The sequence below is a fragment of the Methylobacterium sp. WL119 genome (genome assembly GCF_008039875.1).
Classification (GTDB): Bacteria; Pseudomonadota; Alphaproteobacteria; order Rhizobiales; family Beijerinckiaceae; genus Methylobacterium.
Genome location: NZ_VRUU01000029.1, coordinates 1 through 19,195 on the forward strand (window position 1 = coordinate 1; position 19,195 = coordinate 19,195).

Sequence of the window (19,195 nt, forward strand, 5' to 3'; positions counted from 1 at the left end):
GGTGCCGCGAGATTCTGCCGCACCGACGAAGCGAGCGGTGCGGCGTTGCCCGCGGCGAACGTGAAGGAGCTGGCATGGCCGACAAGGCAGACGTGACGACGTACATCCTGAAGCAGGCGCTGGCGGCCAAGGTCGGCGACCACGTCGAGATCGCGGTGGAGGCGGAGGACGGGACGCGGTTCAAGATCCGCTCGTCGTCCGAGCAGCTCGACGCGCTGGTGGGCGACCTCGACGGCATCCTCGATGCCGACGACGCCGACGCTGCTTAAGGCTTCCCAAAAACGGTCCGCCTCCGCATCCGCGGGGGCGGACCCGTGCCCCGTTCGACCGAGGCGTCCGGCGGCTCGACTGCACCGGGCCGGCCGCCACGCCTCACGGTCTCAGGCCGGCCGCGCGAAGTTCCCGCTCGACGGCCTCGTAGACCAGAGCCATGCCGTCGTCTGTCGGCGCGGCCTGCTTGCCGGACACCGTCGTCGGCTCGACGCGGTCCGCGACGGTCCGCGGCGGGTGCCGTGTCCGAAGCTCGGCGTACTCGACAGGGTGCTGCGGCCCTGCTCCGGAGAACAGCGACTTGAGCTTTTCCCACGCGCGCGTCATGCGGTCGCCGCCTGCCGCATCGGTCCGGCCGCACGGGACGCATGCATCCTTTCACGCCCGGCTCGCGACGACGATGTGCCTGCGATCTCCCGAAGGAATGCGGACACCGCGCCATCGGACAGCCACGCGTCGACGGGGCGGGACGTCGGTTTCTCCGGCGCCTGCCGGGCAGAGGCCACGTAGCTCCTCGCGATGAAGGTCGAGCGCGTCATGGTATGGGCCGGGTCGGTTCGCGGCGTCGCCGCCTTGAGGAACGGCTCGCTTCCCGGCACCCCGTCGAACGCGGCGATCTCGGTGTAGACCGGCCAGCATCCGAACCCGCCGCGGTCGTCGGCGAGATCGCAATCACCGTAGGCGATGTCGAGCACGGGGGTACCCACACCCGTGGTTGGCAAACGTAATGTCGGCTCAACGTCACATAGAGATGGCCGGAATAGCAACCCTCTATCGCGGGTGAGATCTGCATGAGGCGACGACGCTCGGCACTGACGACAAGCTCAAGCCGACGTCTGCAGCGACAAGCCTGTCTCCGCGGCGGCGGCCGTCGGATCAGGCAGTGTCCGATCGACGATCTTCGGCAAGTCCGGCTGCCTGCTCTGGCGCATCTCGAGTCAAGCACCCGCGCGATGCTGGACTTCCACCCGAAGGCAGCGTCACGCTGCGATGGCCGGGGACGTCATCGTCGCGGATTGACTCTCGGCCACCTTCCGGCTCGCGGCATCGATCGTCTTGCGAAGGATGACGATCGTGTCCTCGACCGCGGTCTGGGTCGACAGTTTCGCCCCTTCCGGGCCGGTCAGCGTTCGCAGGGCGCGCACGAGCGAATGCTCGAAATGGTCCAGTGCCTCTTCGGCGCGGCTTCCCGACAGCTCTCCGAGCCGCACCAGGGCGACCTGCAGGGCGACGCCGAGAAAGCCCTCGATCGCCCGCTTCTCGAAGGTGGCGCTACGGTCGACGGTCATGGTTCGATCTCCCGAAGCATCGTCCGTGATCACTGGATCACGGACGATGCTTCATCTTGTTGTGAGATGGCATTGTCTTCACGCGAGCCGGCATCCGTCTCGCTCGAAAATGCTCTAGGCAGCGCGCGCCGACGACCGGCGACCATGCGCCTGGTCCATGATCTCGGCGACGCGCTCGCCGACCGCCAGAGCGATGGCGTCCGAGCGTTCGCCTTCGGCGCGGGTGCGGCAGACCCCCGTGAGGACGTCGGTGACGCGCTGCTCCATCACGGCCAGCAAGGCGGCGGCCGCCTGCGGCTGCGCCCCCTGTACCACCGCCGCGAGGTCGTAATAGGCGTCCTCGACGAGACGGAGCGTGAGGCGCTCGACCGCCTGTTCCTCGGATTGCGCAAGACCAATCACGTCGGCACCCGTTCTCGTCGATCTACTGACGCAACTTTCGATTGTAATGGTTAACAAGTGGTGAACGTGCCGTCGGTTCGGTCGAGAGCGGCAGGACACCTTAAGCGGACGGCGTCACGTCGGCGGAAGGCCGCAAGGTCGCCCTAAAAGCTCAGGAGCCGGCGGATCCGGTGAGGCGAACGGGTCCAGCGATCGTCGGGATCGCCGCGGCTGGCGACAGAGGCCACGGCGACCATCAGGGCGCAGGGCATGATCAGTGCGGCGATCAACGGCAGATACATGGACCGACCACAATCGTGAGTTGTCCGAGGTGTCCCGTGTGGTGGTGAACGCTTTGTTAAAGCCGCGGCGTCCCGCCGTCTTTTGCTTGCCGAACCCTGCATCGTGGCCGACGATGCTTCGCCTTTCACATCGTCTACGTGCCGTCTTCTTTCTCAGCTTGCCGCCCCCCGTGACGGCATTGCCGGCATCGTCGTGCGCCATCCTCTCGGGCCAAGTTTCGGACGCGCCTCTCCGACGCGCGACGGCGACCGCTCCGGCGTGCCGGCGTCCGACCGATCAGACGATGTGCAGTCAGACGATGTGAAGGTAGGCGGGATCGAACTCGGCGACCGTCTCGAGGCCGTCCCAATCGTGGATGATCAGCTCGCGACGGTGAAGCGTCACGAAGCCGAGCTTCCTGAGTTCCTGCAGCGAGCGGTTCGCGTGCACGGAAGACAGGCCCAAAGCGTCGGCGAGTTCGGCCTGGGTCAGCGGCAGCACGTACCGGAAGTCGTCCGCTACGCCGACCGTCCTGAGCCGGATGTACATCTCGCAGAACAGGTGCGCCATCCGGCCGACCGCCTGGCGCCGGCCGAGGCTTATCACCCGCTCGCGGCAGCGCGTGGCATCGATCAGCGTATCGCGCCACAGGGCCATCGCGAGGGAGGTGTTCCGCTCGATCAGCGCGCGCATGTCGCTGTGCGCGACGAAGGCGACCGTGGTCTGGGCGATCGCCACGAGCCCCTGGTCCATCACGTGCAGGTGCAGGCTCTCGATGTCCGGGATGTCGCCGGGCACGTAGAAGGCGAAGATCTGGCGCTGTCCGTTGGCGAGGCTGCGGCAGCGATACGCCCATCCGTCCATCACCAGGCAGCACTGCTTGGGCACGTCGCCTTCGTGAACGATGCTGGTGCGTCCGCCGAAGGTTCGAACCGTGAACGACAGGTTCTCGATGTCGGCGCAATCCCGAGCCGAGATCTGCGCCGTGCTCTTCAGCTTGCGGATCAGCCATGCCGCTGGCGCGACCGATGGGAGGCCCGGGTCGGGGTCGTCGCTCACCGATCGACCAACCAGAGGCCGGTCAGACTCAACGTCGTCGTGAACACCGGATGCCGGTCCACATCCCTGGCGATCACGGTGAAGGTATGCCGGTCGCCGCTCCCCGTCTCGAACCGTGCGATCTCGGGAAGGATCTGCATGGCGGCACTTCGAACCGCGTCGAGGTCGGCGCATTCGGTTCCGGTCTCGTCGATCCGAAGGTCGCCGTCCGCGATGTCGAAAAAGTAGCGTGGCAACGTCGTCTCCGATGGACGGGAGGCAGGCGCCCCGATCGGCAAGCCATGGCTGGCGATCGGGGCGCCTACGAGCCGCATAGCGAAGGCGGCGCGCTTTCACTCCATCATAAGTTAAATCGCGCAATGCTGGGTTGATGCAGGCTCGACGCGATGGGCTCGGTCGGCATCATCGCCGCCTCGACGGGCGGTCTCGCTCCGCTTGGGCAAGTCGTCGGCGCACGCCCGGTCCCGAGTACTGAATCCGGCTCGACCGTGGACCCGTTATTCATCGCAGCAGCCGAAAGCCGCGGCGAGCATGCCGTCGGCATCGTGCTCCGCGGCTACGACGGCGACGGCGCGGAAGGCCTGCGGATCATCGAGGAGTGCGGTGGCGTGGCCCTCGTCCAGAAACCCGAGGCGGACGCGCAGCCCTCGATCCCCTGGGCGGCGATCCTCGCCGACCGTCCCAATGCCTGCCCGTCGGTCGAGGCGATCGCCGACCGGGTGTCCGCGCGTTGGCGCGGTCAGGCGGACGGCTAAACGGCCGACAGCCGCTTCGTGTTCTCGGCGACGTGCTCGCGGTATCGCGCGACGACGAGTTCGGGCGAGCCGCCCATCATCAGGGTGCCGGCGGCCTCGATGCTCGCCTGAATCTTCTCGGCCACCATCGAGTGCATCTCGGCCATGCCCTCGCGGCCGCCCCAGGCTAGCCGCACGAGGCGCAGCTCGATCACCTTCTGGGATTCGAAGGCGAGCATCATCGATGAGAAGAAGGGATTGTACACGGAACACTCCACACCGCTGACAGGTGCGGCGGGGGATCAACCGGCCCAAGCGCCGAAAAGGTCCGCGGCCCCAACGCCATGGTTGCCGGCTCGTCGAAGGATGGCGAGCTTGGATGACGAGCGCGGAAACCCTTCGGCCGGCTCCGCCGTATCCCTGGTTTCCGGCCTTCCCTCGGCCGCCCTCACGCGAAAAGCGGCTCATGTCTCGCATCTCCGTCATCGTTCTCGCAGGCTGCGTGCTCGCAGCGCTGCTCGTTCCGGCCGAGGCCGCGCGGAAGAAGGTCCGGGTCCCCGATCGGTTCGACGGCTCGTGGACCATCACGGCCGTGACCGAGGAAGGGCCGTGCCCGGCGAGCACGCGCTATGAGGTTCAGATCAAGGACAGCGACGCTTCGATCCCAGGCGACGAGATCGACGTCGACGGCGACGTCTCGCAGGGCGGAACCGTGCAGGCCACGATCGTCAAGGGCACGAACCGGGTGCCGATCGCGGGAACCCTCGACGCCGCGGGCAGCGGCAGCGGAACTTGGCGCACCACCGGCGGCATCGTCGGTTGCAGCGGACGGTGGAGCGCCAGGCGCGCTGGCTAGGTCGCTCGACGCTTCGGCCGTCAGAGCCGGATCGCGGTTGGCGATCGTGCCGCGGATCTCGCAATCCGGAACCGTTCAGCCGCGCTCGCAGGTCGCGTGCTCGTCGAAGCCCTCCGGGTAGGGATTGGCGCCGATCGGCTCGCCATGATCACGGGCGTGGCGACCTTCCTGGCTCACGAAGACGGAGACGGTTGCGGAAACGACATCATGCACCTCCGGGCGACGCCGACGATGCAGAAAGATCGTCCAGCACCGGCTCGTCTTCATCCCTGGGCTCCTCACCGGCGTCGACGTGCCAGCCCGAGGGGCGGGAAATCGACGAGGAAACCGAGTTCACGCCGATCCCGAACTTCGGTCGCCGACGGGATCGACGGCTCGGCGGATCCGCAGGAGCAGGGACGGAAGTGGATCGGACCTCACCGATCCTCGCGGCGCCACCGACGATGCGGCCGAGCCCGAAGACGCGCCGTCAGCCGAAGAACGATCCCACGGACGGCAGGGCCGCGCTGGCTTCGACCCTGCGGGCGACGACGCGAACGTGCGGAATGCGAGTGAGAGCGTCCCCGTACTGAGCGCGGATGTGCTCCGGGACGAGCGGCAATGCCTTCAGATCAGCGGAGGTGAGCCGGGCGGCGGCGCGGTGTTCGAGGTTCGACATGGCGGATCTCCGGTTCGGCGACACCGACGGTGTAGCTGTCAGCGCTTGCGTTGCACCATAGATGGGGCTCGCAGTGCTGCGGTGCAGCGAGAACGGCTGCCGCGCGGCGATCTGACCGTCCCGAACGAAGCCGATCTCAGAAGCTTCCCGCCGATCGCACGGCAGGCGCCGGAACGCATACTCGTCCACCATGACCTGCTCATGAAGCATCGGCTTCGCGAACCCGCAGATCCTCTCCACGCCGCGAGGCGGAGATTGGGTCGATTTCGGATTTGACTGAGGAACGGGAAGTCGACGCATAAAAATGGCCCTGCAGGACAGATGCTGCAGGGCCATCGGATCGGACGTCTGAGATCGCTTTCGGGCTTCAGCAGTCGTTGCTGCCCGGCTTCACCACTTGGCCCTCGGCCGGCTTCTGCTCGCCGTCGGCGGGCTTGGTGCCGGCACCGACGTTGTTCAGGGCACCGACCGTTCCGGGGGTCTCAGCCTTGGCGCCGGGGGTCGTCTTCGCCGTCGAGGTCCCGTCGGCCATCGAGCTCTTGTCGGCCGAAGACGACGTGCCCTGGTTGTTGGTGGTCGTGCCCACCGCACAGGGGGCTGCGACGGACGCGCCGGCCGTGAGCATCAGGATGGCGGCAGCGCCAGAAAGGGTCGTGAACTTGGTCATGTTTCCTCCGGAGATATGCCGAGAGAAGCCGGCCTACGAACGATAGTTCCGAAACGGCCGCAGGAATCGGGCAAGACCTCTTGTCTCGTCCTGCTCCTCCGCTTCGCGAACGATCTCCGTCGCCGCATCGTCGGCGCGACCCCTGATCCCTCGATCGAGACCTTGCGCGTTGTCCAGGCCGTGCAGCGCCTGCAGCAGCATCGGCGGCAGGGCGATGCGATGCTCCTGCAGCAGGAGCGCTGCATCGTTCAGTGCCTTGACCTGCGCCTCCGGAATCGGGCGATTCATGATCTGCGCGTCGAGCACCGCATCGGACAAGGTTCCGATCAGGCGCAGGACTTCGGACATCTGCGCGGTGTCTCCCTGTTCGCCCGCCATGATCCACATTCCACTCGAGTTCGACGCACGCCGGGTTCGGAGCCGAGCTCCGGAAGAGAATGCCGCGAAGCCGAGGACGCTGCGTCCTCAGTTCGGTCCCGTGCATTCCGCGTTGAACGGCCCGAGGACGATATCGCCCTGGTTCGGGTTGTTGACGGTGAAGGGCGCCGTGTCCTTCGTGCCGACGAAACCGGGGCCGAGATCCGGCTGGAAGAAGCCGTCGCCGAACTTCATGTAGCAACGGTCGAGGACCGCCTCGTATTCGAGGTGGATCTTCGCGGCTTCCCGCCTGCCCGCGACCGGCTGCCCGAGGCGGCCGAGCGGTGCGCAGTAGGCCGTCAGATCGACGTGCCCCGGCTGCGACAGCCGCACGGTGGCGAAACGCCCCGGCCTCACGACGAAGGCGGGCCCACCATCCTGGCTGGCGACCAGCACGGCGGCGGAGCGATTGTAGACCCGCCTCAGGCAGTCCGCCGAGGCGGTGCTCGTCCACCCCACCAGGATGACGGTCGAAGCCATCAGGGTTCGGGCGCAGGCGGATCGGATGAACATCATGACACGTCTCTCGGTGGTTCCGGGAGGCAAACGCCGAAGACGCTGCCGTTCAGCGTCATCAACGCGAAACCAGCGGTTGCGATCAAATTTTGCTTCCCGCAGCCGTACGCGACGCGCCGCACGCCGAAGCCGCCCTTGCCGCACGGGCAATTCGGCCGGCGAGGACGGCGCATCACCCCTCGCGCTTGACATATATCTATTTTGGATATTAGTTAGATGCGTAACGGATATATGGTGCTGCCGTGAGCGAGACCGAATTCCTGGAGGCGTACGATCCCGCCGCGTTCGCGCGGCCGGCGCTCACGGTGGATCTCATCCTGCTGGGGCTGAGCGAGGGCCACCCGGCCGTGCTCCTGATCGAGCGCTCGCAGCACCCGCATGCCGGCCGGTGGGCGCTGCCCGGCAGCTTCGTCGCGATCGACGAGCCGCTCGACGCGGCGGCCGGGCGCATCCTGCGCGAGAAGGCCGGCTTCGGCGCGAACGAGGCCGCCCGGACGCATCTCGAGCAGCTCTACACCTTCGGCGCCGTCGACCGGGACCCGCGCATGCGCATCGTCTCGGTCGCCTACCTCGCCCTCCTGCCCGAGGCGCTGTTCACGCAGGTGCTGATGGGCGACGCCGGGTTGTCGGCAGCCCGGATGGCGGTGCCCGGGGAGAGCGAGGCGGGCCGCCCCGTCGCGGTCTTCGCCGCACGGGATCGGGCAGCGCGCACGGCTCTGCCGCTCGCCTTCGACCACGCCGACATCCTGGCTCTGGCGATCCTGCGGCTGCGGGGGAAGCTCGATTATTCCGACGTCGGCTTCGCGCTGCTGCCGGAGACCTTCACCCTGCGGCAGCTGCAGGACGTGCACGAGGCGATCCTCGGCACGACCCTGAACAAGCCGGCCTTCCGCCGCCGGATGCTCGATCGGGGCTGGCTCGTGCCGACGGGTGCCCGGGAGACCGGCACCTCGTTCCGTCCCGCCGAACTCTATCGCTACCGGAAGCCGCTCTGATCTGCGGCTCCGCCCCCACGAGGAGGGTCCCATGGCTACGATCCGCAACATCGGTCCGGTCGCGCAGCTGAAGAGCGAGGCGAGCAGCCACGTCATCCGCTACCGCAACGGCCGCATCCGGCAGAGCGGGCGCGGCCTCGTCTTCTGGTTCCGGCCGGAGACCGCGAGCATCAGCGAGGTGCCGATGGACGACCGCGAGATGACGCTGTTCGTGCGCGGCCGCAGCCGGGACTTCCAGACCATCGTGGTGCAGGGGACGATCGGCTGGCGCGTGGTCGCCCCGGAACTGCTGGCGAGCCGGGTCGACTTCTCGCTCGGGCTGCGCACCGGCAGGCCTCAGGGCGAGCCGATCGAGCGCATCGAGGCGCGTCTCGGCGGCATCGCCGGCCAAGCGGTCCTGCAGGCGATCGGCGGGAACCCGGTCGGCGCCCTCCTCGATGCCGGCCCCGAGCCCCTGCGCGTCGCCCTCCAATCGGTCCTGGAGGCGGCGCCGGCCCTGGCGGAGATCGGCATCGCGGTGGTCTCGGTGCGGCTCACCAACCTGGCGCCGTCGAGCGAGCTGGAGCGCGCGCTTCAGACGCCGACCTTCGAATCCCTTCAGCAGAAGGCGGACGCGGCGACCTTCGCGCGGCGCGCCCTCGCGGTGGAGAAGGAGCGGGCCATCGCGGAGAACGAGCTCGAGACGCGGACGGAACTGGCCCGGCGCGAGGCGCTGCTCATCGCGCGGGAGGCGGAGAACGCCCGCGACCGTGCCGCCGGCCTCGCCGAGGCGCAGGGGCTGGAAGCGGCGGCCGAGGCCGAGCGCATCCGCCTCGTGGAAGGCGCCCGGGCGGAGGCCGAGCAGCGCCGCGCCGCGATCTATCGCGATCTCCCGCCGGCCGTGCTGCTCGGGCTGGCCGCGCGCGAACTCGCGGGCAAGCTCGAGACGATCGAGCACGTCAACGTGACGCCCGACCTGCTGGCCGCCGCCTTGGGCGAGTTCCGCAGGCCGGTGCCGCCGCTCGCGGCCGCCTCGCGCTAGGCGTCGTGCCATGCCGGTGATCACCCCGCGGGCGGTGTTCGTCATCCGCGACACCGATTACGAGGCCCTGCTCACCCGCCACGCCACCCGCGGGCAGGCCCGCTTCTTCCTGGAGAGCCGCGGCCAGAGCCTGGCCGAGGTCGAGGCGCGCCACCTCCGGTTCCACGCCGTGCTCGGGCAGGCGCGGGCGGCGGTGCCGGGGGACTGGCGGCAGGCTCTGACCCGGCGCGTCGACCTCGATCGCTTCCTGTTCGCCCCCGAGGACGTCGTCGTGACGGTGGGCCAGGACGGGCTCGTCGCCAACGTGGCGAAGTACCTGCGCGATCAGCCGGTGATCGGCGTCAACCCGGACCCGGACCTCTACGACGGCGCCTTGGCGCGGATCGCGGTCGGGCGCCTGCCCGCGCTGCTCCCGGCGAGCGTCGCCGGGGCGGCCCCAGTGGAGCGCCGCACCATGGTTCAGGGCGTGCTCGACACCGGCGAGCGGCTGCTGGCGCTCAACGAAATCTTCGTCGGCCATCGCAGCCATCAATCGGCGCGCTACCGGATCGAGGCGGCGGGCATGGCCGAGGACCAATCGTCGAGTGGTCTCATCGTCGCCTCGGGGACCGGCCTGACCGGCTGGGCCCGCTCGATCGGGGAGGCGACGCACCTCACGGTCGGTATCGGGACCGGGGAGGCGGCGGTCGGCTACTGGGTGCGCGAGCCGTTCCCGAGCGTCGCCACCGGCACCGCCGTCCGGGCGGGCAAGCTGAAAGGCACGGCGCTGGCGGTGACCTCGCGGATGAACGAGGGCGGCGTGGTCTTCGCCGACGGGATCGAGCAGGACTTCATCGCCTTCGACTGGGGCCGGCGGGTCGAGCTCGGCCCGGCAGACCGCGCCCTGACCCTCGTGGTCGCGTAGCGTCGCCGCGGCTCAAGCCGAGGGCTCCGCCGCGGCGTCGGCCCAGCTCTGCAGCGGAAACGTCCGGTCGTAGGCCAGATTGAACAGGAACGCGTAGGCCACGTAGAAGCCCGCGATCGCAAGATCCATCACAAGGGCCTCGACGAGGCCGATGCCGAGATACCACGCGATCGGCGGCAGCAGGATCACGAGCAGCCCGGCCTCGAACAGCACGGCGTGCGCCACCCGCAGGGGGAGGCTCTTGCGCGTATGCCCGACCAGCCGCTGCATCGCGCGGTCGAAGCCGAGGTTGTAGGCGTAGTTCCACGCCATCGCGACCAGCGCGCTTCCGACGCCGATCACGCCCATGTCGGCGGCGTGCAGCCCGAACAGCAGGGTCCCGAGCGGGATGATGAGCGCGAGCCCGATCACCTCGAACAGGATGGCGTGGCGGATGCGGTCGCGGGTGGTTCGCATGGTCTGGCCCGAAAAAACCTCGTTGGTCGGCCGCGTTCTATCTGCGATATCCGACCCAGCAAGTTGGTACGTATCTCGGAAACCGATGGATGGCGGTCTCGCTCAATCAGCTTCAGGCCTTCGTGGCGGCGGCCGAGGCCGGGTCCTTCTCCGGCGCCGCCCGCTTGCTGCGGAAGGCGCAGTCGGCGGTCAGCACGCAGGTGGCGAACCTCGAAACGGATCTCGGCCTGGCCTTGTTCAGCCGGTCGCGCCGGAACCCGGTGCTCACGCCGGCGGGGGAACGGCTGCTGCTGGAGGCGCGGGTGGTGCTCGACCGGCGGGAGCACCTGATCGGCGTCGCGAGCAGCCTCGAGCAGGGGGTGGAGAACCGGCTCGTGGTCGCCATCGACGAGCTCTATCCCGAGCACGCGCTCGGCGCGCTCTTCGCCGACTTCGCCCGGCACTTCCCGTCGGTGGAACTGGAGCTGCTCTTCCCGCTGATGGAGGACGTCAGCCGCATGGTGCAGTCCGGCGCCGCCGACCTCGGGGTGATGTGGCGCCAGGAGGTCTTGCCGACGGAGCTCGGCTTCCAGACCATCGGCTGGGTCCCGCTCAAGCTCGTCTGCGGGCGCGATCACCCGCTGGCGAAGGCGCGGGTCGCTTGGGAGGAGCTGAAGCGCCACCGCCAGATCCTCGTCGCCGCGCGCGGCGACGGGCCGGAGAAGCGCCGCCTTCGCGTGGCCGCCGAGGTCTGGTGGGTCGAGAGCCACTGGGTGATCCTGGAGATGGTCAAGCACGGGATCGGCTGGGCCTTCGTCACCGACCACGTCATCGCCGCCTCGCAGACCGCGCCGGACCTCGTCACGCCGGATCTGCAGTTCGACAAGGGCGACTGGCCGATCGCCCTCGAGCTGGTCTGGCACAAGCAGCGGCCTTGCGGCCCCGCCGCGGCCTGGCTGCGCGAGCGCTTCGCCGCGGAGCGCGTCGGCAGCCTCGCGGGCGACGACCGGCCGCGCTGAGGCCGGCCGCGTTGAGGTGAGGGCGCGCGGCGCGGTCAGGACTCGGCCCACGCCGCCCGCACCGGTCCGGCTGCGGTATCGGGCTTGGCATCGCCAATGAAGATCACCACCGGGCCGTGCTCGGCCCGCCGCGGATCGTAGAAGTCGAGGAGGTCGGGGTACCGGCGCTGGATGAAGTCCGGGCGTAGGCCCGCGCGGCGCAGCAGATGGTCGATGACGACCTGATCGCCGTGCACCCCGTTGGGGACCGGGCCGCACGAACCGGCCCGCATCCAGCGTTCGGGCTCGGCCGCGAACGCGGCGTGGAGGAAATCCAGCTCGCCCCCGTCCCAGCGCAGCAGGGCGCTGGAGAGCCGCCCCTCGTGGAAGTAATCCTCCATCGCGGCGAGTCCTGGCTCGGCCAGCGCATCGCATGGCCCGGTGAGGACGGTGTCGAGGTCGCACAGCAGCGTCGGCCCCCGCGTTAGGCCGGGGCGGAACGCCTCCATCTTCGCCCACCAGGCCGGCCAATCGTGCCGCAGCGGAACCCGCTCGACGCCGGCGACGGCGAGCGGAAGGTCCGTGAGGCAGAGGATCCGCTCGAACGCCGGGGCGTGGCGGCGTACTCCGCGGGCGAGGCGCTCGACCCAGGTCGCGTCGTAGCGGCCGCCGCCCTTCAGGACGGTGACGAGGGTGGTCATGCGCGGAACTCGATCATGTTGCGGGGACGGACCCGGTAGGGCCGGTCATCCCGAAGGGTGAAGGCGGAGCTGGCCGGACGCCTCGGCTTCGGCGAACCAAGCACGCTCGGCCGCCCAGGGATGACCGGGCCAGCCGGCGAAGCCGAAGCCGTAGGCGTCGACTGGCCCGGACCACGAGGGCCGGCCGAGCAGGAGCGCCAGGGTCACGAGGAAGCCGGTGCTCGGGTTCGGCCGTCCCATGGTGCCGGCGCCGAGGCGCAGGCCACCCTCGCGGTGCAGGTCTTCCGGCAGGACGTGAACCGGCTTGCCGAGCGGAGCCAGCAGCGCCAGCGCCTCACGGGTCCAGCACACCTGCTCGGGTCGGTTGTGCTCCGCTGGAAGCATCGGGAACGGCAGGATGAAGGCCTCGGCCGCGCGAACCACCGGGCGGTCGAGGAAGCCCGGGTCGGCCAGCCATTCCCGCATCTGGCCGCCGCGGTTGACCAGGGCGAGGTGGGTGACACGCGAGCCGGTGCGTCCGCGAAAGCCCGCCGCATTGTTGAAGCGCACCACCGAGGGCGCCGCGTCGATCGCGGCGGCGGCCTCGATCCCCGGCGCGTTGCCGACGATGGCAAGCCGGGAACCCGAGATCCGGAGCGCACCGGTCCGGGGCGCATCGTGGGCGCGTGAGGGATCGACCGGTGCGTTCACATGCGGCTGGGGTTCGAGGAGCAGCAGAGGTATGGCGTCGGCCCCACGCGGCAAGGTGCGGCGGCGGAGCGGGAGGGTTGGACCGATGATGCGCCGATGCTTCGTCTGCGCCGCAGACATGCTGCAGCCGACCGAACGGCATCTCACGTATCCGGGGGGGTGCCGCCGCGATTTCCCGCTCGCCTGCGCCTCCTGCGGGCTCCTGCTGACGGCGGATGCCGATCCCGACCGCTGCCGTGCCGATCTCGCGGAACGCCTCGCCGCACCGGCCTTCGTTCCGGACCCGGACGGCGCCTACGGGCTCGACCTCTACACCCTGCGCAGCGCCGCGACCGGAGCCGGTCTCGGAATTCGCGCGCGCGACGGGGATGGCCGTGCGGATCTGCGCCGGCCGCACGGCATCCGCGCCGCGCAGGCGGACCTCTACGCCCTCGACGTGGGGGAAACGATGCCGGTCTCCCTCGGCCTGCTCTGTCGCCCTGCGGATCTCGAGCGCGTCCTGGCCGGCGTCGAGGCCCACGCAGCCTGGACCGACGACGTGGTCGTCCTGCTCGATGCGTCGGCCGGTCCGCCGCGCGCCATGGCCGCCGCCGGCTTCGCGCACGGTGCAGTGCGCGTGGCCGCGCGGCCGATGGACGGCGATTTCGGCGCGCAGCGCAACGCCCTCCAGGACCTCGCCCGCCATCCCTGGATGCTGCAGCTCGACGCCGACGAAACCCTCGACGCCGCCGCGGGCCGCCGCCTCCCGGCGCTTGCGGGCCTGGCCGAGGCGGGCGATGTTCTCTCGGTCGGGCTGCCGCGCCGGAACCGCGTCGACGGCGTCCTCTCCGACGTCTACCCGGACGTCCAGTACCGGCTGAACCGCAGGAGCGTGCGCTATGGCGGCCGCGTGCACGAGCGGCCGGTGCTCGACGGCGGCTGGCCACGCAGCGTCATCGCGCTGCACGGGGCGATCGAGCATCATCTCGGCCGCGCGCACGTCCTGGCGCGCTCGCGGCGCTACGAGAGCCTCGCCCCCGGACGCGGGCGCCCGCAGGAAGAGGCGGCGCTGCTGCGGCCGTTTCGCGACTGAGCGCCCGGTTCGGGGCTCGGCTCAGCGCGTCGCCCGAGCGCGGCTCGCCGCGATGGCGCGCGCGTACAGATCGAGGGTCTCGCGGCCGAGGGCCGCCCGGTTGAAGCGTCCGGCCGTCGCGAGCGCACGAGTTCGGTAGGCCAGGCGAAGGCCCGGGTCGGCGAGCAGCGGGCGGAGGGCGTCGGCGAGCGCCGGGCCGGTCGCGTCCCGTGCCAAGGGCCCCGCGCCGGGGTCGCCGACGAAGGCGCGGGCGCTGGCATCCAGCGCGCAGGCCACCACCGGGCGTCCATAAGCCAGGGCCTCCTGGTAGACGAGGCCGAAGCTCTCGTAGCGGGAGGGGGCGAGCACCGCATGGGCGGCGGCGTAGGCTTCGGCGAGCTCGTCGGCGGGAATCCGCCCGCGCGCGCGGATGCGGGCCTGCGCCCCACCGGGCAGATCGCCCGGGAGGTCCGACGGCGGCACGCCGACGAGATCGAGCACGAAGGGCGGAACCGATCCAAACGCGGCCTCGTCGGCGAGGATCGCGATCGCTCCGAGCAAGGCGTCGAAGCCCTTTCGCGCCTCCGCCCGTCCCACGAAGAGCAGGCGCACCGGCTCGGAATGGTCCGGATAGGCCGCGCCCCGCGCGGCCGCCGTGATCTCCGGCGGCAGGCTGAGGCCGATCACCGCTTCCGGCTGCCGGCCGGACAGAGCGTAGGCCCGGGCGATCACCGCCCCGTGCTCGGCCGTGTTGGCGATCAAGCCGGCGCTGCCGCGCGCCTGGGCGCGCTCCAGCGCGTCGGCGGTGCGGCCGTCGAACCCGTCGCGCAGCGAGGCGGGGGCGTCGCGCGTGAAGGCCGCCGGCGTCGAGCTTCGCGTCACCAGCGGCAGGTCCCGGCGCCGGGCCAGCAGCACGGCGGGGGCGTACCAGTTCGTCGCCTCCGCCACGTCGAACGGTGCGTGCGCGTGGACCGCGCGCACCGCGCGGCGGAAGGCGAGGGGGGCCGCGAGGTGGCCGGCCGAGCCCCAGCGGCGCAGGCGCGCCAGCGCGCCGCCCGGCGGCAGGGCGATCCCGACAACGGTCACGCCGCCGATGCGCTGGCGGCCGGTGCGGTCGAGGGCGAAGACCGTCACGTCGGCGCCGGCCATGGCGAGGCTCTCCGCGATCTCGCGCGCCGCGGTCGAGAGGCCGCTCGGGGCCGGCGGGTAGTCCCAGGCGAGGTAGGCGACCCGCATCAGGCGGCGAGCAGGCGGCGATACAGGGCGAGGTAGTCGGCCGCCATGCGCTCGGCGGTGAAGCGCGCCTCGAAGCGCGCGCGGACCTGGGCCCGGTCGATCTGCTCGATCCGCCCGAGCGCGGCGACCGCCTCCGCTTCGGAAGACACGATGAAGCCCGTCACGCCGTCCTCGACGATCTCCGGCACGGAGCCGCGGTTCCAGGCCACCACCGGCGTGCCGCAGGCCATCGCCTCGATCATCACCAGGCCGAAGGGCTCCGGCCAGTCGATCGGGAACAGCAGCGCCCGCGCGTCGCCCAGCAGTTCCCCCTTCCGGCGATCGTCGACGGGTCCGAGATAGGTCGCGTCGTCACCCAGCAGCGGGCGGACCCTGTGCTCGAAGTAGTCCGGGTTGCCGACGTCGATCGTGCCGCCGAGCCGGATCGGGATGCCGGCGGCGCGCGCGACGCGGATCGCGGTGTCCGGCCGCTTCTGGTCGGTCATCCGGCCGACGAAGGCGACGTGCGCGGCGGGCTGCGTCTGCAGGGCGTAGCGGTCCCGCGCGATGCCGTGATGCACGATCCCCGCCCGGTTCGCGGCCGGGATGCCGGCCTCCTGCGCCGCCGAGATCGCCGCGACCGGCAAGTCGGGGAAGCCCGCGAAGAACAATGCCCGGTCGAGCTCGTCCACGCGCCAGTGCACCGTCGTGAGGCTGTGGCGCCGTCGCGCGCCGAGAAGCGCCGCATGCGCGAACTCGCCATGGCAATGCACGATGTCGAACCGGTCGAGCCGCAGCCGCAACGCCTCGAGCTGCAGGGCGTCCAGCGCCGCCGGGACGCCGGGCGCGACGCGTCCATGCCGGCGTTCGAGGGCCGAAAGACTCGGGTGATCGCCCACGTGCGGCAAGTCTGTCGCACTGTCGGAGGGGGCGAACAGTGTTACCTCCACCCCCAAGCCACTGAGCGCCGTGCCGAGGTCGTGGATGACCCGCTCCGTGCCGCCGTGATGCTCAGGGGGAACGGGGAAGATGTTCGGGGCGACTTGGGCGACGCGGATCACGATGGGTACCTCACCTGCAGCGTTCTCTCGTCCCGGCACGCCCGAGACGCCGGCGGCCTGATGTTCGTCCTGCATGTCGCCTTGCAGGGCTGCCTTCGCGGCGGCAGCGTCGCGTTCGGGCTGACCGCCGACACCGGCGGCCACATCCGCTATCTGCTCGACCTCGTCGCGGCCTCGTCTCAGGATGCCGGCATCGAGCGGATCGTGATGGCGACGCGGCTGTTCGACGGCATCCATGGCCCGGACTACGCCGTGCCCGAAGAGCGGATCTCCGACAAGGTCGAGCTCGTGCGGCTCGCGAGCGCGTCGCCGGCCTACCGGTCGAAGGAGGAGATGCACGCGGAGGTCGCGAGCTTCGCCCGGAACCTCACGGCCTGGATCGGCCGGCAGGCGCGGGCGCCCGACCTGATCCACGCCCACTACGCCGAAGCGGCCTCGGTCGCGCGGCTGGTCGAGGACGCGCTCGGGATCCCCTTCGTGTTCACCGCCCACTCGCTCGGACGGGTCAAGGCGTCGATCCTCGGCGCAGGCGCCGAGAACGGCCCCGATCTCGCGCCTCGCATCGCCGCCGAGGAAGGGGCCCTGGCCCGCGCCAGCCTGATCATCGCCTCGTCCCGCGACGAGGCGGAAGTGCAGTATGCCGGCTACGCGGCCTACGATCCCGGCCGCATCCGTGTCCTGCCGCCAGGCAGCGATCTGGCGCGATTCACCGCGGCCGAGCCCCTTCCGCGGGTCGACGCCACCATCGACCGTTTCCTGCACGATCCGAGCAAGCCTGCGCTGCTGGCTCTCGCCAGGCCGGTGGCGCGCAAGAACCTCGCGGCGCTGGTGCGGGCCTATGGGGAGAGCCCGGAGCTTCAGGCCCGCGCCAACCTCGTCCTGATGGCCGGCATGCGCGAGGACATTGACGCGCTCGACGGCGACATGCCCGCGACCCTGCGCGAGATCCTGGTGCTGATCGACCGCTACGATCTCTACGGCCGCGTCGCCTATCCGAAGACCCACGACCCGGAGGACGTGCCGGCGATCTACGCCTATGCCCGCACCCGCGGCGGCGTGTTCGTAAACCCCGCCCTCAACGAGCCGTTCGGGTTGACGCTCCTCGAAGCCTCCGCCGCCGGCCTGCCGCTGGTGGCGACGGACAGCGGCGGCCCCAACGACATCGTCGAGACCTGCGGCAACGGCCTCCTCGTCGACCCGCGCGCGCCGGATGCGATCGCCGCCGCGTGCCTGCGGATCCTCGACGAGCCCGATCTGTATGCGGCCTGCGTCGCGGGCGGCGCCCGCGCGGCCGCCGCCTACGACTGGGACCAGCACGCCGCCCGCTACCACGATCTGCTGCGGGCGCTGCTGGCGCCCGAGCCGCCGCTGGCCGTGCCGCGTCAGCTGCTGGTCTGCGACATCGACAACACCCTCGTCGGCTGCGCGGCGTCGCTCGGCATCTTTCGGCGCTGGCGCAGCCGCCAGGCGGGGCTGGCCTTCGGCGTCGCCACCGGCCGTTCCTTCCACTCCGCGATGGCGATCCTCGAGCAGCAGGCCAGCCCGCGCCCGCAGGTGATGATCACCTCGGTCGGCTCGGAGATCTACCATCTCGATCCCAACGGCGTGACCTACACGGCAGACCTGGCCTGGCGCGCGGTCGTCTCGACCGGCTGGGACCGCTCCGGCGTCCGTGCGGCGCTCGCCGATCTCGACGGGCTCGTGCCGCAAGGCCCGCTGGAGCAGCGCGGGCACAAGCTCAGCTATTTCGGGGACGCGACGACGGCACCGGCGGTGCGCGCCCGTCTCGCGCAGGCGGGGCACCGCGCCAGCGTGATCCACAGCCACGGACGCTACCTCGACGTGCTCCCCGCAGCGGCCTCGAAAGGGACGGCGGTCGCCCACGTCCGGGCGCTCTACGGCCTGCCGGAGCGGGCCGTGTTCGTCGCCGGCGATTCCGGGAACGACGTCGAGATGCTGCGCGCCCAGGCGCAGGCGATCATCGTGGCCAACTACTCCGACGATCTGGCGAGCCATGCCGCGCTGAAGCATTCCTACGTCGCCCGCACCTCGCACGCCCGCGGCATCATCGAGGGCGTCGGCCATTTCCGCCGGATGCTGGCCGATGCCGGCTGAGCCTTCGCATGTGCCCTCCGCGAGCGTGCTGACGCTGGTCCGCGGCCGGGCCGACCGTCTGCGCAACCTCATGCATGGGTTGGCGCGCCAGTCCGCGTCCCCACGGGAGCTGGTGATCGCCTGGATGCAGCCCGAACCCGCGCCGGACCTGCCGGACCCGGGTTGTCCCGTGCGTCACCTCCACGTGGCGGGCGAGCCGATGCCGCTCGCCGCCGCCCGCAACCGCGCGGCCGAGGCCGCCCGCGGCGACCTACTGATCTTCCTCGACGTCGACTGCATCCCGTCTCCCGGCCTCGTCGCAGTCTATCGTCGAGCGGCGGCGCAGGCCGAGGGCCTGTTCCTCGGCGAGGTGCTGTATCTGCCGCCCGGGTCCGAGGCGGGGAATGCCGCCGACGACGCGGCGCTCGCGCGGGCCGGGCAGAGGCATCCGGCGCGGCCGGCGGTGCCGCGAACGGGCCTGCGCCCGGAGCCGGATCCCGGCCAGCTCTGGGGCCTGTCCTTCGCTCTGCCGGCCCGCGCCTGGCACGCCGTCGGGGGCATGGACGAGGCTTACGCCGGCTATGGCGGGGAGGAGACCGACCTCGCCGTCCGCCTCGCGGCCGGCGGGTTGCCGACCTTCTGGGTGGCGGCGGCTTGCGCCTACCATCAGCACCACCCGGTCCACGTGCCGCCGCTGCAGCACTTCGAGGCGATCCTCGCCAACGCCGCCCGCTTCCACCGAAGGCACGGACGCTGGTGCATGACCTACTGGCTCGACCAGTTCCGGGCCGCCGGGCTGATTGCCTGGGACGCGGACGCCCCGGCGATCCGGCTCGTCCGCCGGCCGCGCGCCGACGAGGTCGCCGCCGCCCTGCGGCCCGACGCCCTGTTCTCCTGACGG

Annotated in this window: 28 protein-coding genes; 10 read left to right on the top strand and 18 right to left on the bottom strand. The window is 70.8% G+C overall.

Annotation, left to right across the window (positions count from 1 at the left end; genetic code table 11):
* Positions 1–74: 74 nt before the first annotated feature.
* The gene (locus FV227_RS12675) at positions 75–269 is read left to right on the top strand and encodes a hypothetical protein (RefSeq protein ID WP_147841329.1); all 195 of its coding nucleotides are present in this window, start codon (positions 75–77) and stop codon (positions 267–269) included.
* 103 nt (positions 270–372) lie between these two features.
* On the opposite strand, the gene FV227_RS12680 is transcribed toward FV227_RS12675, so the two are convergent.
* The 7 genes from FV227_RS12680 to FV227_RS12705 form a co-directional block, all read right to left on the bottom strand.
* The gene (locus FV227_RS12680) at positions 373–597 is read right to left on the bottom strand and encodes a hypothetical protein (protein ID WP_147859059.1); all 225 of its coding nucleotides are present in this window, start codon (positions 595–597) and stop codon (positions 373–375) included.
* Positions 594–965 (bottom strand): hypothetical protein, encoded by a 372-nt coding sequence (locus tag FV227_RS12685; protein ID WP_147859060.1) that lies wholly within the window; start codon positions 963–965, stop codon positions 594–596. Before FV227_RS12685 ends, FV227_RS12680 begins: the two co-directional genes overlap by 4 nt.
* Positions 966–1,250: 285 nt before the next feature.
* Positions 1,251–1,559 (bottom strand): hypothetical protein, encoded by a 309-nt coding sequence (locus FV227_RS12690; protein WP_147859061.1) that lies wholly within the window; start codon positions 1,557–1,559, stop codon positions 1,251–1,253.
* A 114-nt stretch (positions 1,560–1,673) separates the two neighbouring features.
* Entirely contained in the window at positions 1,674–1,961 is a 288-nt protein-coding gene (locus FV227_RS12695; protein ID WP_147842436.1) for a hypothetical protein, read from the bottom strand.
* 143 nt (positions 1,962–2,104) lie between these two features.
* Positions 2,105–2,242, bottom strand: a complete 138-nt coding sequence (locus FV227_RS28990) for a hypothetical protein (protein ID WP_187274779.1) — start codon at positions 2,240–2,242, stop codon at positions 2,105–2,107.
* Positions 2,243–2,534: 292 nt separating this feature from the next.
* Positions 2,535–3,281 (bottom strand): Crp/Fnr family transcriptional regulator, encoded by a 747-nt coding sequence (locus tag FV227_RS12700; protein WP_147859062.1) that lies wholly within the window; start codon positions 3,279–3,281, stop codon positions 2,535–2,537.
* Entirely contained in the window at positions 3,278–3,559 is a 282-nt protein-coding gene (locus FV227_RS12705; protein WP_246686460.1) for a hypothetical protein, read from the bottom strand. The genes FV227_RS12700 and FV227_RS12705 overlap by 4 nt, the downstream gene beginning before the upstream one ends.
* Positions 3,560–3,769: 210 nt before the next feature.
* Here FV227_RS12705 and FV227_RS12710 point away from each other — a divergent pair, with 210 nt between their 5' ends.
* Positions 3,770–4,036: a chemotaxis protein CheB gene (locus tag FV227_RS12710; protein ID WP_187274780.1), complete on the top strand. Its 267-nt coding sequence runs from the start codon at positions 3,770–3,772 to the stop codon at positions 4,034–4,036.
* Here FV227_RS12710 and FV227_RS12715 read toward each other — a convergent pair.
* A complete protein-coding gene (locus FV227_RS12715) occupies positions 4,033–4,281 on the bottom strand; it encodes a hypothetical protein (protein WP_147859064.1) in 249 nt (82 codons plus the stop codon). The two genes, FV227_RS12710 and FV227_RS12715, sit on opposite strands and share 4 nt — an antisense overlap.
* Before the next feature lie 113 nt (positions 4,282–4,394).
* Here FV227_RS12715 and FV227_RS12720 point away from each other — a divergent pair, with 113 nt between their 5' ends.
* Positions 4,395–4,871, top strand: a complete 477-nt coding sequence (locus FV227_RS12720) for a heme utilization protein (protein ID WP_246686461.1) — start codon at positions 4,395–4,397, stop codon at positions 4,869–4,871.
* Positions 4,872–4,946: 75 nt separating this feature from the next.
* Here the strand turns inward: FV227_RS12720 and FV227_RS12725 are convergent, their stop codons facing one another.
* The 5 genes from FV227_RS12725 to FV227_RS12745 all read right to left on the bottom strand — a co-directional run bounded on the left by FV227_RS12725 (position 4,947) and on the right by FV227_RS12745 (position 7,093).
* Positions 4,947–5,138: a hypothetical protein gene (locus FV227_RS12725; protein ID WP_147859065.1), complete on the bottom strand. Its 192-nt coding sequence runs from the start codon at positions 5,136–5,138 to the stop codon at positions 4,947–4,949.
* 202 nt (positions 5,139–5,340) lie between these two features.
* The gene (locus tag FV227_RS12730; protein WP_147859066.1) at positions 5,341–5,721 is read right to left on the bottom strand and encodes a hypothetical protein; all 381 of its coding nucleotides are present in this window, start codon (positions 5,719–5,721) and stop codon (positions 5,341–5,343) included.
* Between the two features lie 175 nt (positions 5,722–5,896).
* Positions 5,897–6,196, bottom strand: coding sequence for a hypothetical protein (locus FV227_RS12735; protein WP_147859067.1), 300 nt, complete (start codon positions 6,194–6,196; stop codon positions 5,897–5,899).
* A 33-nt stretch (positions 6,197–6,229) separates the two neighbouring features.
* The gene (locus tag FV227_RS12740; protein WP_147859068.1) at positions 6,230–6,574 is read right to left on the bottom strand and encodes a hypothetical protein; all 345 of its coding nucleotides are present in this window, start codon (positions 6,572–6,574) and stop codon (positions 6,230–6,232) included.
* Between the two features lie 87 nt (positions 6,575–6,661).
* Complete coding sequence (locus FV227_RS12745) at positions 6,662–7,093, bottom strand: hypothetical protein (protein WP_147859069.1); 432 nt, start codon at positions 7,091–7,093, stop codon at positions 6,662–6,664.
* Between the two features lie 278 nt (positions 7,094–7,371).
* Between FV227_RS12745 and FV227_RS12750 the strand changes: the two genes are divergently transcribed.
* Genes FV227_RS12750 through FV227_RS12760 form a run of 3 tightly spaced genes read left to right on the top strand, consistent with a single transcriptional unit; the run spans position 7,372 to position 10,049 of the window.
* The gene (locus tag FV227_RS12750; RefSeq protein ID WP_147859070.1) at positions 7,372–8,124 is read left to right on the top strand and encodes an NUDIX domain-containing protein; all 753 of its coding nucleotides are present in this window, start codon (positions 7,372–7,374) and stop codon (positions 8,122–8,124) included.
* 31 nt (positions 8,125–8,155) lie between these two features.
* Positions 8,156–9,145 (top strand): SPFH domain-containing protein, encoded by a 990-nt coding sequence (locus FV227_RS12755; RefSeq protein ID WP_147859071.1) that lies wholly within the window; start codon positions 8,156–8,158, stop codon positions 9,143–9,145.
* A 10-nt stretch (positions 9,146–9,155) separates the two neighbouring features.
* Complete coding sequence (locus FV227_RS12760; RefSeq protein ID WP_147859072.1) at positions 9,156–10,049, top strand: NAD(+)/NADH kinase; 894 nt, start codon at positions 9,156–9,158, stop codon at positions 10,047–10,049.
* Between the two features lie 12 nt (positions 10,050–10,061).
* Here FV227_RS12760 and FV227_RS12765 read toward each other — a convergent pair whose 3' ends face one another.
* Positions 10,062–10,505, bottom strand: coding sequence for a PACE efflux transporter (locus FV227_RS12765; protein ID WP_147842447.1), 444 nt, complete (start codon positions 10,503–10,505; stop codon positions 10,062–10,064).
* Positions 10,506–10,594: 89 nt separating this feature from the next.
* On the opposite strand from FV227_RS12765, the gene FV227_RS12770 reads away from it, so the two are divergent.
* Complete coding sequence (locus FV227_RS12770; protein ID WP_147859073.1) at positions 10,595–11,503, top strand: LysR family transcriptional regulator; 909 nt, start codon at positions 10,595–10,597, stop codon at positions 11,501–11,503.
* A gap of 35 nt (positions 11,504–11,538) precedes the next feature.
* Here FV227_RS12770 and FV227_RS12775 read toward each other — a convergent pair whose 3' ends face one another.
* Positions 11,539–12,183, bottom strand: a complete 645-nt coding sequence (locus FV227_RS12775; RefSeq protein WP_147859074.1) for a hypothetical protein — start codon at positions 12,181–12,183, stop codon at positions 11,539–11,541.
* Positions 12,184–12,228: 45 nt separating this feature from the next.
* On the bottom strand, positions 12,229–12,813 hold the full coding sequence (locus FV227_RS12780; RefSeq protein WP_147859099.1) for a hypothetical protein: 585 nt from the start codon (positions 12,811–12,813) through the stop codon (positions 12,229–12,231).
* A gap of 148 nt (positions 12,814–12,961) precedes the next feature.
* Between FV227_RS12780 and FV227_RS12785 the strand changes: the two genes are divergently transcribed.
* Positions 12,962–13,945 (top strand): hypothetical protein, encoded by a 984-nt coding sequence (locus tag FV227_RS12785; RefSeq protein WP_147859100.1) that lies wholly within the window; start codon positions 12,962–12,964, stop codon positions 13,943–13,945.
* Between the two features lie 21 nt (positions 13,946–13,966).
* On the opposite strand, the gene FV227_RS12790 is transcribed toward FV227_RS12785, so the two are convergent.
* On the bottom strand, positions 13,967–15,160 hold the full coding sequence (locus FV227_RS12790) for a glycosyltransferase family 4 protein (RefSeq protein ID WP_147859075.1): 1,194 nt from the start codon (positions 15,158–15,160) through the stop codon (positions 13,967–13,969).
* Positions 15,160–16,200, bottom strand: a complete 1,041-nt coding sequence (locus FV227_RS12795; RefSeq protein ID WP_147859101.1) for a glycosyltransferase family 4 protein — start codon at positions 16,198–16,200, stop codon at positions 15,160–15,162. Before FV227_RS12795 ends, FV227_RS12790 begins: the two co-directional genes overlap by 1 nt.
* A 60-nt stretch (positions 16,201–16,260) precedes the next feature.
* Between FV227_RS12795 and FV227_RS12800 the strand changes: the two genes are divergently transcribed.
* Together FV227_RS12800 and FV227_RS12805 are read left to right on the top strand one after the other, a co-directional pair.
* Complete coding sequence (locus FV227_RS12800; protein WP_147859076.1) at positions 16,261–18,315, top strand: HAD-IIB family hydrolase; 2,055 nt, start codon at positions 16,261–16,263, stop codon at positions 18,313–18,315.
* Positions 18,305–19,192: a galactosyltransferase-related protein gene (locus FV227_RS12805; protein ID WP_187274781.1), complete on the top strand. Its 888-nt coding sequence runs from the start codon at positions 18,305–18,307 to the stop codon at positions 19,190–19,192. The genes FV227_RS12800 and FV227_RS12805 overlap by 11 nt, the downstream gene beginning before the upstream one ends.
* Positions 19,193–19,195: the final 3 nt, after the last annotated feature.